General features: G+C 70.5%; 9 protein-coding genes. 4 read left to right on the top strand and 5 right to left on the bottom strand.

Annotation, left to right across the window (positions count from 1 at the left end):
* Window positions 1-10 precede the first annotated feature (10 nt).
* The 5 genes from panB to AB0J91_RS01670 all read right to left on the bottom strand — a co-directional run bounded on the left by panB (window position 11) and on the right by AB0J91_RS01670 (window position 7,687).
* The gene (gene panB / locus AB0J91_RS01690; RefSeq protein ID WP_363789302.1) at window positions 11-865 is read right to left on the bottom strand and encodes a 3-methyl-2-oxobutanoate hydroxymethyltransferase; all 855 of its coding nucleotides are present in this window, start codon (window positions 863-865) and stop codon (window positions 11-13) included.
* Between the two features lie 123 nt (window positions 866-988).
* Complete coding sequence (locus AB0J91_RS01685; protein ID WP_363863642.1) at window positions 989-1,741, bottom strand: transporter substrate-binding domain-containing protein; 753 nt, start codon at window positions 1,739-1,741, stop codon at window positions 989-991.
* A 234-nt stretch (window positions 1,742-1,975) separates the two neighbouring features.
* Window positions 1,976-2,779 carry an SWIM zinc finger family protein gene (locus AB0J91_RS01680; RefSeq protein WP_363863049.1) on the bottom strand — a complete coding sequence of 268 codons (804 nt, stop codon included), beginning with the start codon at window positions 2,777-2,779 and terminating at the stop codon, window positions 1,976-1,978.
* Window positions 2,772-5,759 (bottom strand): DEAD/DEAH box helicase, encoded by a 2,988-nt coding sequence (locus AB0J91_RS01675; RefSeq protein ID WP_363863046.1) that lies wholly within the window; start codon window positions 5,757-5,759, stop codon window positions 2,772-2,774. Before AB0J91_RS01675 ends, AB0J91_RS01680 begins: the two co-directional genes overlap by 8 nt.
* Before the next feature lie 182 nt (window positions 5,760-5,941).
* Window positions 5,942-7,687, bottom strand: a complete 1,746-nt coding sequence (locus AB0J91_RS01670; protein ID WP_363863043.1) for an NAD+ synthase — start codon at window positions 7,685-7,687, stop codon at window positions 5,942-5,944.
* An 83-nt stretch (window positions 7,688-7,770) separates the two neighbouring features.
* Here AB0J91_RS01670 and AB0J91_RS01665 point away from each other — a divergent pair, with 83 nt between their 5' ends.
* The 4 genes from AB0J91_RS01665 to AB0J91_RS01650 all read left to right on the top strand — a co-directional run bounded on the left by AB0J91_RS01665 (window position 7,771) and on the right by AB0J91_RS01650 (window position 16,379).
* Window positions 7,771-9,351, top strand: coding sequence for an alpha/beta hydrolase (locus tag AB0J91_RS01665; protein ID WP_363863040.1), 1,581 nt, complete (start codon window positions 7,771-7,773; stop codon window positions 9,349-9,351).
* A 58-nt stretch (window positions 9,352-9,409) separates the two neighbouring features.
* On the top strand, window positions 9,410-11,020 hold the full coding sequence (locus tag AB0J91_RS01660) for a DASS family sodium-coupled anion symporter (protein ID WP_363863037.1): 1,611 nt from the start codon (window positions 9,410-9,412) through the stop codon (window positions 11,018-11,020).
* A 76-nt stretch (window positions 11,021-11,096) separates the two neighbouring features.
* Window positions 11,097-12,440 carry a glutamine synthetase family protein gene (locus AB0J91_RS01655; RefSeq protein WP_363789308.1) on the top strand — a complete coding sequence of 448 codons (1,344 nt, stop codon included), beginning with the start codon at window positions 11,097-11,099 and terminating at the stop codon, window positions 12,438-12,440.
* A gap of 237 nt (window positions 12,441-12,677) precedes the next feature.
* Complete coding sequence (locus AB0J91_RS01650; RefSeq protein ID WP_363863034.1) at window positions 12,678-16,379, top strand: FkbM family methyltransferase; 3,702 nt, start codon at window positions 12,678-12,680, stop codon at window positions 16,377-16,379.
* Window positions 16,380-16,877: the final 498 nt, after the last annotated feature.

Below are 16,877 nucleotides of genomic sequence, written 5' to 3'. Positions count from 1 at the left end.
CTTCAGCGGGTCAGTGGAACGAGTGCTCCGGGCCGGGGAAGTTGCGGCCCTTGACCTCCTCGGCGAACTGCTCGGCCGCGCCGGAGAGGATGCCGCCGAGGTCGGCGTACTTCTTGACGAACTTGGCCGTGCGGCCGGTGTTCATGCCTGCCATGTCGGTCCAGACCAGGACCTGGGCGTCGCAGTCCGGGCCGGCGCCGATGCCCACGGTGGGGATGCGCAGCTCGTTGGTGACGCGCTTGGCGGCTTCGGCGGTGACCATCTCCAGCACCACCGAGAACGCGCCGGCCTCCTGCACGGCCAGGGCGTCGTCGAGCAGCTGCTCGGCCTGGTCGCCGCGGGCCTGCACGCGGTAGCCGCCGAGGCCGTGCTCGTGCTGCGGGGTGAAGCCGATGTGGGCCATCACCGGGATGCCCGACGAGGTCAGCGCCTCGATCTGCGGGGCGAAGCGGCGACCGCCCTCCAGCTTCACCGCGTGCGCGCGGCCCTCCTTCATGAAGCGGGTCGCGGTCTCCAGCGCCTGCTGGGGAGAGGCCTGGTAGGAGCCGAACGGCAGGTCGGCGACCACCAGCGCGTGCTCGGCCGAGCCGGTCACGGCGCGGGTGAGCGGCAGGAGTTCGTCGACGGTCACCGGAAGCGAGGTCTCGTAGCCGAAGACGTTGTTGGCCGCCGAGTCACCGACCAGCAGGACCGGGATGCCCGCCTGGTCGAAGATGCGGGCGCTGTACATGTCGTAGGAGGTGAGCATGGGCCACGGCTCCCCGCGCTCCTTGAGCTGCTGGAGGTGGTGGATGCGCACCTTGCGCCGGGTCGGTCCCGATCCGTACGGGGCCGCGGTCTCGCCCTGGTTGTGGGCAGCAGTCATCGTTGACCGTCCTTTTCCCTCGAGGCCCGAAACGGGTCCCCGGGTCGTTGCGGATGGTTGTACTCGCCAGCGTCGCACGCGGACCCCGGAGAGGCGATGACTGCTGCCTCACATCACAGCCGGTCAGCCGATCCAGGGCGCGGCGAAGCGCTGGTAGGTGCCGTCGTTGCGGGCGATGTCGAGGTAGTGGTCGACCCACTGCTGGAAGACCACGTCGCCCTGCGGCAGCAGGTAGGCCTTCTCGGCGAAGGTGAACGGCTGTTCCGGGTGCACCGGGCACAGCTCCGGGTGCTGCCGGGCCTGCCAGCGGGTCTCCGATGAGTCGGTCATCATCAGGTCGGCGTGGCCGTCGATGATCTGCTGGAAGATCGTGTTGTTGTCCGGGTGCTCGACGATGGTGGCGCGCTTGAGGTTCTGCTTGGCGAACTTCTCGTTCGTGCCACCCGGGTTGACCACGGCGCGCACGCCGTGCTGGTCGATCTGCTCCAGCGTCTGGAAGCGGGCGGCGTTCTCGCAGCGCGTGATCGGCGTCTTGCCGTCCACCCCGAACGACGTGCTGAAGAACGCCTGCTGCGCCCGCTCCAACGTCACCGACACACCGCCGACGGCGATGTCGCAGCGCTGGGCGAAGTCGTCCAGCAGCGTCTTCCACGTGGTGGGCACGATGGTGGCGCGCACGCCGAGCTCGGCCGCCATGTCGCGGGCGACGTCGATGTCGATGCCGCTCCACGCCCCGGCGGCGTCGCGGTAGGTGAACGGCCGGTAGTCGCCGGTGCTGCAGATCCGCAGCTCACCGCGCTCCTCCACCTCCTGCAGCCGGTTCGGCGCCGGTTGCGGCGGCGGTGCGGAGCACCCCACCGTCACCGCCGTGGCCATGACCAACCCGATGCCGAACTTCACCCAGCGCATGCGCCCTCCCGATCTTCGTTCGGGACAAGGCATAACCCGCCGACACCGGGAAAGCCAGACCCGGGCCGCGAAGTCCGGTAATAACGGGAAATCCCGGCAGGCAACCTCGTGCGGTGGGAAGCGTCTAACGGTCGGAGCGCGTGGGAGTCGTGCCGAGTCGGGGAGGGGAGCCACCTGGGGGTACTCCCCTCCCCGCACCGCTCATCCGGTGAACGCCCGGTACGCCGGCCGCAGCAGGTCGGTGACCGCGGTGCCGTTCACCTTCAGCGGCAGCGGCTCCAGCTCGTCGAGCACAGGAGTCCCGCTCGTGGCGGACTCGGGGGTTCCGGCGGGGGAGGGGCTGGTCCAGAAGTCGTGGAGGTGATCCGACAGCGGCGCCTCCTCCGAGGTCTCCTCGGGCGTGACCTGCTGGGTGCCGCGCAGCGCGCGCAGCCGGTCGAGCAGTTCCTCCCGGCGGCGGCCGCGCCACGCCAGGATCTGGAACGGGTCCTCGTCGAAGGACTCGGCGAGCAGGTAGCAGGTCGCGGCCAGGTGCTTGCACGGAATCTCCCAGTCCGGGCACGTGCAGTCCATGGTCAGCTCGCGCATCGTCGACGGGAACAGCTCCAGCCCGAGTTCGGCGAACACCTGCTCCAGGTCGGTCGGCATCTCCCCGGCCAGCAGCTTCGCCGCGTACAGCGCCTGGCCCGCCAGCTCCCGCTCGATGTGCGCCCACTGCTGCGAGGTGAACGCCTTGATGCCGATCCGCGCCCGGTACGGCTCCTCCCGGGAGCCCTGCACGAGGCCGACCACGACGCTGGTCGACAGGGTCATGTTCAGCACCTGGCCGGAGCGCGCGTAGTTCTTGCCGCGCTGCAACCGGCCGCCCATGCCGAACGACTCCAGCACCTCGATGAACCGCTGCGACCACCAGGTCTGCGCGATCGTGCCGCGCTTGCTGCGCGCCTTGATACCGCCGGTGACCCGGATCGGTCCCCGCGCCTCGAACTTCCACTGCTCAGGCACCGGTCGCCTCCGCGTCCAGCGTGACCAGCTCGCGCAGCTGCTGGGTGGACAGCTCGGTCAGCCAGTTCTCGCCGCTGCCCACCACCAGCTGCGCCAGCGCCTTCTTGTCCTCGATCATCTTGTCGATCTTCTCCTCCAGGGTCCCGATGCAGGTCAGCTTGCGCACCTGCACGTCCTGGCGCTGCCCGATGCGGAACGCCCGGTCGGTGGCCTGGTCCTCGACGGCCGGATTCCACCAGCGGTCGAGGTGGATGACGTGGTTGGCGGCGGTCAGCGTCAGCCCGGTGCCGCCCGCCTTCAACGACAGCAGGAAGATCTTCGGCCCCTCGGGGTCCTGGAACCGCTCGACCATGGCGTCGCGGGTCTTCTTCGGCGTCCCGCCGTGCAGGAACGGCACCTCGGTGTCGAAGCGCGCCGACAGGTGCGGCACGAGGTGCCCGCCGAACTCGGCGAACTGGGTGAACACCAGGGCCTTGTCACCTTCGGCGAGCACGGATTCGAGGAGTTCCTCCAGCCGCGCCAGCTTGCCGGAGCGGCCGGACAGCGCCGAGCCGTCGCTGAGCAGCTGGGCGGGGTGGTTGCAGACCTGCTTGAGCTTGGACATCGTCGCCAGCACCAGCCCCCGGCGCTCCATGCCCTCGCTCTCGGCGATGCGCGCGAGCATGTCGTCCACCACCGCCTGGTAGAGCGTGGCCTGCTCGGAGGTGAGGTTGCACAGCTGCTTCATCTCGATCTTGTCCGGCAGGTCGCTGATGACCGCTGGATCGGTCTTGACCCGTCGCAGCACGAACGGGCCGGTGACCCTGCGCAGCCTGGCCGCCGCGTCGGTGTCGCCGTCGCGCTCGACCGGAACGGCGTAGCGGGCGCGGAAGGTGCTCAGCGACCCGAGGATTCCCGGGTTCGCGAAGTCCATGATGGACCAGAGCTCGGCCAGCCGGTTCTCCACCGGCGTGCCGGTCAGCGCGATCCGCTGCCGGGCCGACAGGCCGCGAACCGCCTTGGCCTGGCGGGAATTGCTGTTCTTGATGTTCTGCGCCTCGTCCAGGACCACCCGTTCCCAGCGGATCTCGCGCAGCCCCTCGGAGTCCCGCGCGGCCAGCGGATAGGTGGTGATCACCAGGTCGTAGCGCTCCACTTCCTCGCGCAGGTCCTCGCCGCTGAGCCTCCGGCCGCCGTGGTGGACGTGCACTCGCAGACCGGGTGCGAAGCGCTCCGCCTCGCGCTGCCAGTTCCCGACCACCGACATCAGGCACACCAGCAGCGTCGGAGGACGGGATTCCTCCTGGCGGGTGAGGGCTTCCAGCGCGAGCAGCTGCACGGTCTTGCCCAGGCCCATGTCGTCGGCCAGGCACCCGCCGAGGCCGAGCCGGTTCAGGAACACCAGCCACGCCAGCCCGCGCCGCTGGTACGGACGCAGCGTCGCGCCGAAACCGGCGGGCGGGTCGACGGGTTCGAGGTGCTGGTCGGCCTGGCCGGACATCAGCTCGCCGAGCCAGCCGGTGGCGTTGACCTCCACGACCGGCAGCGGTCGCTGCTCCTCGCCTTCGCCACCGGCCTGCTTGAGCAGGTCGAGGGCGGTCATCTGGCCGGTCGCGTCCTGCTCCAGCATCGCCAGCCCGGCGGCGAGCCGCTTGCGGTCGACCTGGACCCAGCGGCCGCGCATCCGCACCAGCGGGACCTTGGCGGCGGCCAGTTCGGCGAGCTCGTCCTTGGTCAGGGTCTCGTTGCCCAGCGCCAGTTCCCAGCGGTAGTCGATCAGGGCGTTCTTGTCGATGCCGGATTCCTTGGTGACCGCGCCCGCCGTCCCGGAACTGGTGGCGTTGAGCTTCAGGCCGAGCTGGCGCTGACTGCGTCCCCACCAGGACGGCAGCAGGACGGCGAATCCGGCCTGGTCGAGCTGGGCGGCCCGGCTGAGGAACTCGTAGGCGCCCTCGGTGTCGAGCACCAGCTCGGTCGGGTGCGAGGAGCGCAGCGCGGTGTCGAGCTCGGGGCAGATCCGGCTGGCCCGGCCGAGTTCGGCGAGCAGCAGTTCCTGCGGCTGGTCAACCCAGCGCCGCAGCACCTGGGTGTTGTCGGCCCACACGTCCTGGGCGGAGATGAGCACGCCCGGGTCGTCGACGGCCTGCAGCATGAACTCCACGATCCAGTCGGGATCGTCGTCGTCCGGTGCGTGCAGCCGGAAGCAGGTGCGCAGCGGGCTCTGCCCGGCGAGGCCGCTGCGCCAGGACTCCAGCTGGTGGGCGAGCTTCCGCAGCTGGGCGCGGTCGCCGTCGAAGTGCGGTGCACCGGACAGCGCGTTGAGCCAGGCCGCCGCGACACCTCTGCCCTCGGTGAGCTCACCGGTGAGCCTGCTGCGGGCGATGCCGTCGACGAGCGCGTTGAGCGCCGCGTGCAGGACCTTCTCCGGGGCGTCGCCGCCGGCTGCGCGCAGCGCGTGCGGCATGGACTCGCGCAGCGCGACGAACCGCGCCGAGTCGGAACCCGACAGCGCCGGGGTCCAGCGCGCGGCGGGCCGCTCGTCCTCGAAGACCAGCGAGGGAAGCACCCGTCCACCCGCGACCAGGGCTTCGGCGAAGTCGGCGAGCTCGCGCAGGAACCGCGCGTCCGACCCGATCCGGCACCCGGGCAGTTCGGCGGCGAGCAGTTCGGGCAGGTCGGCGGGCCGGATCGCCACGGCGGGCACCTGCCAGTGCCGCAGCCGCAACTTCCCGCGCGGTGCGGCTCCTGCGGTCAGCGGGTCCCGGACGAGCTCGGGTGACGCCACCGGCGCGGCGGCGAACGACGGGAGCGCCAGCTCAACGCCGTCGACGGCGACGCCCTCGACGGCGAGCGCCTGGATCAGCTCGTCCGCGGGGACCCCGAACGGATGCGCCAGGACCCCGGCGGGAGCCCGGCCGGGCACCCGAGCGGGCAGCTCCGAGTCCTCCGCCCACACCAGCAGCCGGTCCGCGGAGTCGCACAGCGCATGCACAACCCACACAACCGGCCCCCAATGCCTCGGACGAACGCGGTCAGCCGTCCAGCGGCTCCCCGAAACGAGTTCCCGCGAGTCTAGGGTCCGCGCTTCCCCTCACGTTCGGGTGGCGGCTGCCGGAGCAGGACGGTTCCGGTCCGAACCGCCCCTCTTGCGCGGTCAGTTCGGACCCACCCGAGGCGAGACGCCTACGGCGCGATCTCGCGCCAGCGGTTGGTGATGGGCAGCCGGCGGTCGCGGCCGAACGCCTTGAACGTGATCTTGGTGCCCGGCGGGTACTGCCGGCGCTTGAACTCCGCGCCGTCGACCATCCGCAGCACCCGCTCGACCAGCTCCGCGTCGAAACCGTCCGACACCAGGTCCTGGTAGCCCTTGTCGCCCTCCACGTAGCCGTCCAGGACCACGTCCAGCACGTCGTACTCGGGCAGCGAGTCCTGGTCGGTCTGATCCGGGCGCAGCTCGGCCGACGGGACCTTGCTGATCGAGTTCTCCGGGATCGGCGGCACCTCACCGCGCTTCTCGGCGGCGTCGTTGCGCCACCGGGCGAGCTTCCACACCAACGTCTTCGGGACGTCCTTGATCGGCGCGAACGCACCCACCGCATCGCCGTAGATCGTCGAGTAGCCCACCGCCAGCTCGGTCTTGTTGCCGGTGGCCAGCACCAGGTGATCGTGCTGGTTCGACAGCGCCATCAGCAGCACGCCGCGCACCCGGGCCTGCACGTTCTCCTCGGCGAGCCCGGTCAGCTGCAGCTGCCGCACGTAGACGTCGACCATGTCGGCGACGGCGTGGGTCTCGAAGTGGCAGCCGAGCCGTCGAGCCAGGTCGGCGGCGTCCGAGCGCGAGTGCTCCGAGGAGTACACCGACGGCATCGACACGCCGTAGACCGAATCCGGGCCCAGCGCGTCGACGGCCAGAGCCGCGCACACCGCCGAGTCGATGCCGCCCGAGAACCCGAACGTCACCGTCCGCGCGCCGTTCTTGTGCACGTAGTCGCGAAGACCCGTGACCAGCGCGCCCCACACCTCGGCCTCGTCGGACAGCGGTTCGGCGGGCACCGGCAGCGGACGCGGCTCGTAGCTCGGCGCCGGCTCGGGCTGCAGGACGATCCGGCTCACGTCGAAGGCGGGCATCCGGATCGGACCCGGCTCGGCCGGAACCGTCGTCGAGGTGTGCCCGCCCGAGGTCAGCTCCAGATCGGCGACCAGCAGGTGCTCGGCGAACTGCGGCGCCCGCGCGATGATCCGCCCCTCGGCGTCGGCGACCAGCGAATCGCCGTCGAAGACCAGCTCGTCCTGCGCGCCCACCAGGTTCACGTAGGCCAGCGGGGCACCGGCCTCGACCGCGCGCGCCGACACCAGCGGCACCCGCTGGTCGTCCTTGGAACGCTCGTACGGCGAGGCGTTGATGCACACGACCACGTCCACGCCGACCTTGCCCAGCGCCGCCACCGGACCGCCGTTCTGCCAGATGTCCTCGCAGATCACGACACCGACGTCGACGCCGTGCAGCTTGACGATCGGCAGCTCGAAGCCGGGAGCGAAGTTGCGCGCCTCGTCGAAGACGCCGTAGTTCGGCAGGTGGTGCTTGTTGTAGGTGGCCACGACCTCGCCGCTGTAGAGCAGCGACGCGGAGTTGCGCGGTCCCTCGTCGTCCCGCCCGAGGTGACCGACGACGACCAGCGCGTCACCGCAGCCGTCGGCCTGGAGATCGCGCGCCAGCTGCTCCAGCGCGTCGCGGTTCGCGGCGGCGAACGACTTGCGCAGCGTCAGGTCCTCGATCGGATAACCGGACAGGGTCATCTCCGGGAACGCCACCACGTGGGCGCCGTCCTGCACAGCCCGCCGAGTCCAGTCCCGGACCATCGAGCTGTTGCCGGCGACGTCGCCGACACACGTGTTGACCTGTGCGAGTGCGATCCGCAACTGGGGCATGCGCCCATCTTCGCGCACCCGCTCAGGTGGCGTGCCCCTGCCCGACATGAATCACATGGGCATGTTCATGTCACGATCTCGGAATGGCCCGACCACACCGTGTGCTCACCGCGATGGCCCTGCTCGTGCTGGTCGCCGGAGGTTGCGGCGTCCAGGGCGACCAAGCCCTGCAACCGCACAACGAGCGCAAGGGGCCGGTCGGCCCGATCCCCACCGGACTCGAGCGGTTCTACGGCCAGGAACTCGCGTGGGGCCCGTGCTCCCGCTACGCCACCACTTCCGCCGATCGGACCGCGTTCCAGGACCCGGCTCTGGAGTGCGCGCGGCTGGAAGTGCCGATGGACTACGCGCATCCGGAAGCCAAGACGATCCGGATCGGCGTCCTGCGCAAACCGGCCACCGACCAGCAGTCGCGCATCGGAGCCCTGACGGTCAACCCGGGCGGCCCCGGTGCGTCGGGGATGAGCGCGGCGGCGAGCCTGACCACGAGCGTCAGCGACAGCGAGCTGGGGGAGCGCTTCGACCTGGTCGGCTTCGACCCGCGCGGCATCGGTGCTTCCGAACCGGCGGTGCGCTGCCTCAGCGACTCCGAGCGCGACGCCGAACGCCTCGACTCCGACGCCGACACCTCCCCGCCCGGCGTCGCCCGGTCCGAGCAGGAGGAGCGCGAGTACGCGGGCAAGTGCGCCCAGCGCACCGGCGTGGACATGCTCGCCAACGTCGGAACCCGCGACGTGGTGCGAGACCTGGACGTGCTGCGCTCCGCGCTGGGCGAACAGAAGCTGAACTACCTCGGCTACTCGTACGGCACCCGGATCGGCTCGGAGTACGCCGAGAGCTTCCCCGGCAACGTCCGCGCGATGGTGCTCGACGGCGCGATCGATCCCGGGCAGACCACGGTGGACGCGCTCGTGGCGCAGGGCGCGGGCTTCCAGCGCGCATTCGACGACTTCGCCGACTGGTGCGCGGCCCGCTCGCAGTGCGCGCTCGGCAACGACCCGAAGCAGGCGGTCAGCCGGTTCCAGCAGCTGACCCGCCCGCTGGTCGACGACCCGGTGCAGGCGGGCTACGGCCGCGAACTGTCCTATCCGGACGCCACCATGGCGGCGATCCAAGCGCTCTACGCGCCGACGCTGTGGGAGACCCTCGAGACCGGGCTCGCCGAACTCCAGCAGCGCCGCGGTCAGACGATGCTGAGCCTGGCCGACAGCTACTTCGGCCGGGAGTCCAGCGGCCGCTACAGCAACACCACCGACGCCTTCGACGCGATCCACTGCGTCGACGACAAGCGGGTCACGGATCCAGAGGAGGTCCGCAAGGCCGACCGCCGCTACCGGGAGGCCGCGCCGTTCCTCGACGACGGCAACCCGCCGACCTCGGCCCGCGACATGTGCGCGTTCTGGCCGGTCCCGGTGACCGGCGAGCCCACCCAGCCGCAGGTCGGCGCGCTGCCGCCGGTGCTGGTCATCTCCACCACCGCGGACCCGGCCACGCCGTACCAGGCGGGCGTGCAGCTCGCGCAGGCGCTGCACGGCAGGCTGCTGACCTACGAGGGCACCCAGCACACGGTGTACATGCAGGGCGTGAGCTGCGTGGACGAAGCGGGGACGAAGTACCTGGTCGATCTCCAGGTTCCGCCGGAGGGAACCCGCTGCTCGGGTTGATCGATCCGCTCGCCGCGAGCGGTGGTGAAACAGGTCACATGGCGCCTATCGTCGGCGCATGGATCATGCGGACGAAACGGGCGGGAAGCCCGCGGAGCAGAGCGTGACTTCGGTGCTCCTCTCCGGCAGCACGTACAAGAGCCTCGGTGAACAGGTGCTCTCCCCGGCGGAGGAGCGGTTCGAACGCGCCCGCCGCACCACCGGCCTGTTCCTCGCCCCGGCGTTGACCATCCTGTTCCTGCTCCTGCCGACCCAGCTCGAACCAGCCCAGCACAAGCTCGCCGCCGTGCTGCTCGGGGTGATCGTGCTGTGGGTGTGCGAACCGGTGCCGATCCCGGTGGGCGGGCTGATCGGGGTCGCGGCTGTGGTGGTCCTCGGCGTCATGCCGCCGGACGACGTGCTCGCACCGTTCGGCTCCTCGACGGTGTTCACCTTCATCGGGGCGTTCATCCTCGCGCAGGCGATGCTGCGGCACGGCGTGGCCAGGCGCTTCGCCTTCACCATCCTGTCGCTGCCGGGCGTCGGCAAGAGCGCCTGGCGGGTCATCACCGCGTTCGGCCTGATCACCTGCCTGCTCTCGGCCGTGGTGTCCAACACCGCCACGGTCGCGATGCTGCTGCCCACCGCCGTCGGCATCCTCGCCGTCATCGCCGAACTCGTCCGCCAGCAGCTGCCGGAGGGCGAACGCTTCGACCCGCTGCGACTGCGCGTCGGCGTCGCCCTGATGCTCATGCTCGCCTACGGCGCGAGCGTCGGCGGACTGCTCACCCCGATCGGCTCGCCGCCGAACCTCATCGGCCGCGGCCTGATCGAGGAGGTCACCGGCCAGCGCATCTCCTTCCTGCAGTGGATGGCCATGGCGGCACCCGTGTGCCTGGTGATGTTCGCGGTGCTGGCCGTGTCGCTCCTGCTGCTCAACCGCCCGGAGATCAAGAAGCTGACCGGCGTCGAGGAGTACGTCGCCGGGGAGCGCGCCAAGCTCGGCCCGCTGTCGCGCGCGGAGAAGAACACCCTGGTCGCCTTCGCGATCACCGTCGTGCTGTGGGTGACGCCCGGGTTCGTCGCGCTGATCGCGGGCAACGACTCGGCCGCCTACGACGCCGTCAGCGACCGCCTCGACGAGGGCATCGTCGCCGTCCTCGGCGCCTCCCTGCTGTTCCTGCTGCCCACCGACTGGTCCCAGCGCCGCTTCACGCTCACCTGGACCGAAGCCTCCCGCATCGACTGGGGCACGGTGGTGCTGTTCGGCACCGGCATCATCTTCGGCTCGCTGCTCGCCGACACCGAACTCGCCAAGACCATCGGCGAGGGAACGGCCGGGTCGCTGGGCCTGACCAGCGGCATCGCGATCACCGTCTTCGCGATCGTGCTGGCGGTGCTGGTCTCCGAGACGACCTCCAACACCGCCGCCGCTTCGGTGGTGGTGCCGATCGTCATCCCGGTGGCCCTGGCGGCGGGGACCAATCCGTTCGTGCCCGCCCTGGCCGCCACCTTCGCGGCGTCCTTCGGGTTCATGCTGCCGGTCTCCACACCCCAGAACGCCGTGGTCTACGGTTCGGGCGCGGTCCCGATCACCAAGATGATCCGCTCCGGTGCGGTGTTCGACGTGGCCGGCGCGCTCGTCATCGGACTCGTGCTGCCGTTGATGGTCGCTGCCATCGGGTTCTAGTAAACACCTCGGCACCAGCTCGTGACCTGCCGCGCCGATCAAGACGATCCCGAGGCCAGGAAGTTAGAGTGCGGGCATGAACCGCCAGCAGGAGTTTGTGCTCCGCACCCTGGAGGAACGTGACATCCGCTTCGTGCGGCTGTGGTTCACCGACGTCCTCGGCATGCTCAAGTCAGTGGCGATCTCGCCTGCGGAACTGGAGGGCGCCTTCGCCGAGGGCATCGGGTTCGACGGCTCGGCGATCGAGGGCTTCGCCCGCGTCTACGAGTCGGACATGGTCGCCAAGCCCGATCCGAGCACGTTCCAAGTGCTGCCCTGGGAAACCGCAGACGGCGAGCACTACTCGGCCCGGATGTTCTGCGACATCCAGATGCCCGACGGATCGCCCTGCTGGTCGGACCCGCGGCACGTCCTGCGCCGGACCCTGTCGCGCGCCACCGAATCCGGCTTCACCTGCTACGTGCACCCCGAGATCGAGTTCTTCCTGCTCAAGGGGCTTCCCGGCGACGGCAGCGAGCCCGAGCCCGCCGACTCCGGCGGCTACTTCGACCAGTCCAGCCACGACGCGGCCCCGCACTTCCGCCGCAACGCCATCGAAACCCTCGAAGCGATGGGCATCTCCGTGGAGTTCAGCCACCACGAGGGCGCACCCGGCCAGCAGGAGATCGACCTGCGCTACGCCGACGCGCTCACGATGGCCGACAACGTGATGACCTTCCGCTACGTGGTCAAGGAAGTCGCGATCACCCAGGGCGTGCGCGCCTCGTTCATGCCCAAGCCCTTCAGCAACCAGCCGGGCTCGGGCATGCACACCCACTTCAGCCTCTTCGAAGGCGACCAGAACGCCTTCTACCACCCCGAGGACCCGTACGAGCTGTCCGAGACCGGCCGGGCGTTCCTCGCGGGCATCCTGCACCACGCGCGCGAGATCAGCGCCGTGACCAACCAATGGGTGAACTCCTACAAGCGGCTCGTCGTCGGCGGTGAAGCCCCGACCGCGGTCTGCTGGGGTCACGCCAACCGGTCCGCGCTGGTCAGGGTGCCGATGTACTCGCCGGGCAAGTCCTCGTCCCGTCGCGTCGAGGTCCGCAACCCCGACTCGGCCTGCAACCCGTACCTGGCCTACGCGGTGATCCTCGCCGCCGGCCTGCGCGGGGTGGAGAAGGGCTACGAACTGCCGCCGGCCACCGAGGACGACGTCTGGAGCCTCACCGAGCACGAGCGCAAGGCCGCCGGCTACGCCAACCTGCCGCAGAACCTCACCGAGGCGCTCGGCGAGATGGAGAACTCCGAGCTCGTCGCCGAAACCCTCGGCGAGGAGGTGTTCAACTTCTTCCTGCGCAACAAGCGCGAGGAGTGGAACAACTACCGGAGCCGGGTCACCCCGTACGAGCTCTCCTCGATGCTCCCGGTGTTGTAACGGAATCCGTGCTCTTCTTGCTCAGCGGTGCGGGTAGGGGAACCTGAGCGGCGCTGTGGACTCCGCGCGCCTCGACTTATGTGTCCAAACACGGCGTCGAGGCGTGCTCGCCACAGCACCGCTCAGAACCCCCGGCGGTGCGAGTTGCTCAGGTGGGGCAAGGAGAAACCGGCTTCGCCGGTTGCCTGATGGGACCATGGAGTTCTTCTGAGATCCGTGGGGCGATAGGTTGCGGGCGTGACTGATTCGCAGCCGCACCCCGAGCACGACGAAACGCGCTCCGGCGAGTCCGCCGTCGAGCTCCAGTCGGGCGTTCTGGAGCAGTCGTCCCTCGAACCGGAGTGGCCCGCCGAGCAGCCGGCCGCGGGCCGGTCCTCCGCGCTCACCCTGCTCGGCTGCACCCTGGCCTGTCGCGACCAGCTGCCCGCGGCGCGCGTGCTGCGGAAGAGCTTCCGCGAGCACCACCCCGGATCCGGGTTCGTCCTGCTGATCGTCGACGAGCCCGACGCCGTCCGCGACGAGCCCGACGCGCTGTCGATCACCGACATCGGCGTCGACCCGCAGGAGTTCGCCAGACTGGCCATCGGCTGCACCGCCGAGCAGCTCCGCGGCGTGCTGCGTCCGCGACTGCTCAAGCACCTGCTCCGGTCGGGCTCGACCGTGCTGCACTTCGAACCCTGGGTGCAGGTCTTCGGCCCGTTCACCGAACTCGTCGCCGGGCTGACCGCCGAACGCCCGGTCGCCCTGGTTCCCCGCGTGCTGCACCCGCTGGCCGCCGACGGACTGCGCCCCAGCCCCGCTGACCTCGCCGAATCCGGCACCTTCGACTCCAGCGCCTTCGCGGTCCGCCCCGGCGCCGAGGACCTGCTGACCACCTGGATCGAGCAGCTGCGCCACGACCCCACGATGACCGCGCCCGTCCTCGACGGCGCCCCCGCGCTGGTCGACCACGAGGTGATCCGCGATCCGGGCGTCGGGCTGTCGGTGTTCAACGCCGCGCAGCGCCGACTGGACGTCGCCGACGGCGAGCACGTCGTGGACGGATCGGTGCTGCGCAGCGTGCACTTCGACGGCTTCCAGCCGCAGCGCCCGTGGCTGCTGTCGGCCGACTACGCCGACAACCCGCGACTTCTGCTGTCGGAGAACCCGGTGCTGGCCGGGCTGTGCGCGAGCTACCGCAACGCCCTCGTCGAGGCCGGCTACAGCCGCGAACAACCGCACCCCTTCGACGCCCTGGCCGACGGCGTCCTGCTGCCCGACAGCCTCCGCAGGCAGTACCTCGACGCTTGGCTCGGCGACGGCGACGCACCGCCGAGCCCGTTCGAACCCGACGGAGCCACGGCGTTCAAGGAATGGGCCTGCGCCCCGGCCGACGACCGGCAGCGCACCTCCGGCGGATCCCGCTGGACGGCGGCGGTCTGGGCGGACGACGCCCTGCTCCGCCGCGACTACCCCGATCCCTTCGGTGCCGACGCCGAGGCGTTCCACGAGTGGTGCGCGGGCGTCGGGGTGGCCAGCGGTCGGGTGCCTGCCGAGGCGGTGCACCGCCGCACCGGCGGTGACCTGGCGCTCGTGGACCAGCTCGGGGTCGCGGTCCTGGGCAGCGGACCGCTCGCCGACCTGATGCGCACCGCTGTCGGCGCCTCCGGCCTGCCCTCCGCCGACACCGCCTACTACCCGGTGGTGCTGCGCTGCGCGCCCGGCCTGTCCGTGCCGGCGGGCCGCTACGTCATCGACGTGCACACCGGCAGCGGCGGCCTCGGCTCGGACGCGGCCGAGACCTGGGTGCTGTCGGAGAGCAGCCGCCTCGCGGTCCGCCGGAACGGGTTCAAGACGCGCGTGGTCACGCTGCCCGCACCGGAGCGCGAGCGCATCGACCTGCCGACCCGCAAGGGAGCCCGCGCGCGGTTCGAGCTCTCCGACGAGTTCGTCATCGCCGCCCACGTCGACCACGCCGCAGAACGCGCGGACAACGCGCTCGGACTCGTGTCGGCGTTCCTCACCGCGTTCGCCGAGCGCGAGGACGTGCGCCTGCTGATGGCGGTGAACGGAGCAGCCCGCCACCCGGAGGCCGCCGAACGGCTCCGCCTGGCCACCGCCGCGGATCCCCGCGTGCGGCTCGTCGAAACCGACGTCGACCTGCACGCGCTGCTCGCGGCCGCGGACTGCTTCGTCTCGCTGCACCGGGGCGACGCCGGTGATGAGCACGCCCTGCGGCTGCTGGAGGTCGCCGCGCACGGTGTGCCGGTCATCGCTGGTGAGCACGGCGCGGTCGCCGAACTCCTCGGCGCCGAGTGCGCGCGCCTCGTGCCCTGCCAGGGCGTCAGCGAACCGGACGTCGAGGCCGCCGCCGAGATCATGCGCGACGCCGCTGACGACCCCGAAGGCACCGCGGCCTTCGGCATCGCCGCCAGGGAGACGTTGCTGGGCACGCACACCGTGGCCCGTGCGGGCGCTCGCCTGCGGGAACGCGTCGAGCACGCCTACGGCAACTGGCGCACCAAGTGGTCCGGTGACAAGCACGGCCAGTTCGACGACCCGCTGCGCCCGCTGCTGGTGGCGCGGCACGCGCTGCACCGAGCCCCGGAAGTGGGTCAGGGCGGCACCAACGCGATCGCCCCGACCCTGCGCAAGGCGGTGCTGCGCGCGCTGAGCCACTACGACGACCACATCCGCGACGTGCTGCGCTCGCTGGTCGACGGGGTCGAGCAGACCGCGGGCGAGCTGCTGCGCCGCCAGTACGAGTCGGACGGCGACGGCGACGCCGAAGGCATGCGCGCCGAGCTCGCGCAGCTGCTGCGCAGGCAGGACCAGTTCGGCGCGCAGCTGGTCGGCACCGACGACGGCCTGGTCCGCGCCCGAGCGGACCTCGCGGACCAGCACCGCAGGCTCCGGCGCCTGGAGGAGTCGGGGGTCCCGGCGAGCACCGGCGGCTCGGACGAGCGGGTCGACGCGCTCGCCGAACGCATCGACGGCCTCACCGGCGCGCTGGAGAAGGTCCTCGACCGCATGGACGCGATGGAGGCCAGGCAACCTCGGCACGACCTCGAATCCGGGGTCCGCAGCGCGGCGGGCGACGCGGCGAACGCGTTGCAGCGCACCGATGTGCTGCAGCGGATCCTGCTGCGCGAGCACGAGCGCGCCACCGGTGGAGGTGACGGCACCACGACGCCGGTGCTCTGCGATGCGGGGCTGATGCGCCTGCCCGCGGACGACGCGCTGATGCTGCCGTGGTTGTCGTCGAACCCCTCCTGGGACGCCGACACCTCCGCGCTCATCGATTCGCTGCTCGAACCGGACGGTGTGTTCCTCGACGTGGGCGCCTACGTCGGTTACCAGACCGTGCGGGTGCTGAGCAGGCTCGGGAACAGCGGCGCGGTCGTCGCGGTCGAACCCAGCCAGCAGGCTCGCGCGCTGCTCAAGCACAACGTCGAGATGAACGTGCCCTCGGCGTGGGCCAACCGGCTGCTGCTCATCGAGGGCGCGGCCTGGGACGGCCCGGGGGAGCTCGCGGGCGAACCCGCACTCGCCGGCGGCGTGTCGGTCAGCCCGATCGCGCCGGATGCCGAGCAGGAACAAGGCGACCGGGTGCCGGCGTTCCGGCTCGACAAGGAGCTGGAGAACCACGCCTCGCTGGAGAAGCTCAAGCTCTCCGTGGTGCACGTGGACGTGGGCGCCAGGGTCCACCGGGTCCTGGGAGGCCTGGTGCGGTTGCTGCGCCGCGATCGTCCCTCGATCGTGTGCTCGTTCACACCGGACGCGATCAGCGGCCTCGGCGATGATCCGGCGGCTGCGCTCCGTGAGTTCGGCACGTGGGGTTACGAACTGGTGCCGGTCGGCCGCGACCGTCCGGTCGAGGCCTCTGACCTGCTGGAAGCGATGAAGGCGGCCGGCGGTGGAAGCAGCGTGAAGCTCTGGCTGCGGCCGAAGCAGAAGTGATCACACTGGGCCGAACGGGTGGCGTCAAGATCTGACCAGGCGATTTGACATTGACGCAGAGTGTGCGTAACTTTCTCTTTGTCGCACGGAAAGCCGAACGACGCGGAGGGTTCGCGGCGAACGGCACCGGGAGCGCCACGAGGTTCCGAACTCGGTTCGGGCCCACGTGACAGCGCAGACCGGTTCGGGGCGCGCGGTTTGACACCGCGGAGCGCACCGGGTAACGTAAAGCGGTCGCTAGGTAGAGGCGGAGCTCCGGTTCCGCGTCCGACCGGCAGTTGATAACTCGAATATGGCTCGCGCTTCCGGCGAGAAAGTAAGGGGACCCCCCTGAAAACGCCGAAAAGAGAGCCTGCTAGAGTTACCAACACAAGAACGAGGAAATGACTCCCCGGAGTTTGCGGCCCTGGAAATGGGGTTGTGGCGATGGTGTGGGTGTGTTCTTTGAGAACTCAACAGTGGACTGTTTTGGTTAGTGTTCTTTTATGCCCCTGACCA

The organism is Saccharopolyspora sp. NPDC049357 (assembly GCF_040677225.1).
GTDB lineage: Bacteria > Actinomycetota > Actinomycetes > Mycobacteriales > Pseudonocardiaceae > Saccharopolyspora.
The sequence above is the reverse complement of the archived record's forward strand: the minus strand, read 5'-3'. Positions and strand labels throughout refer to the sequence as shown.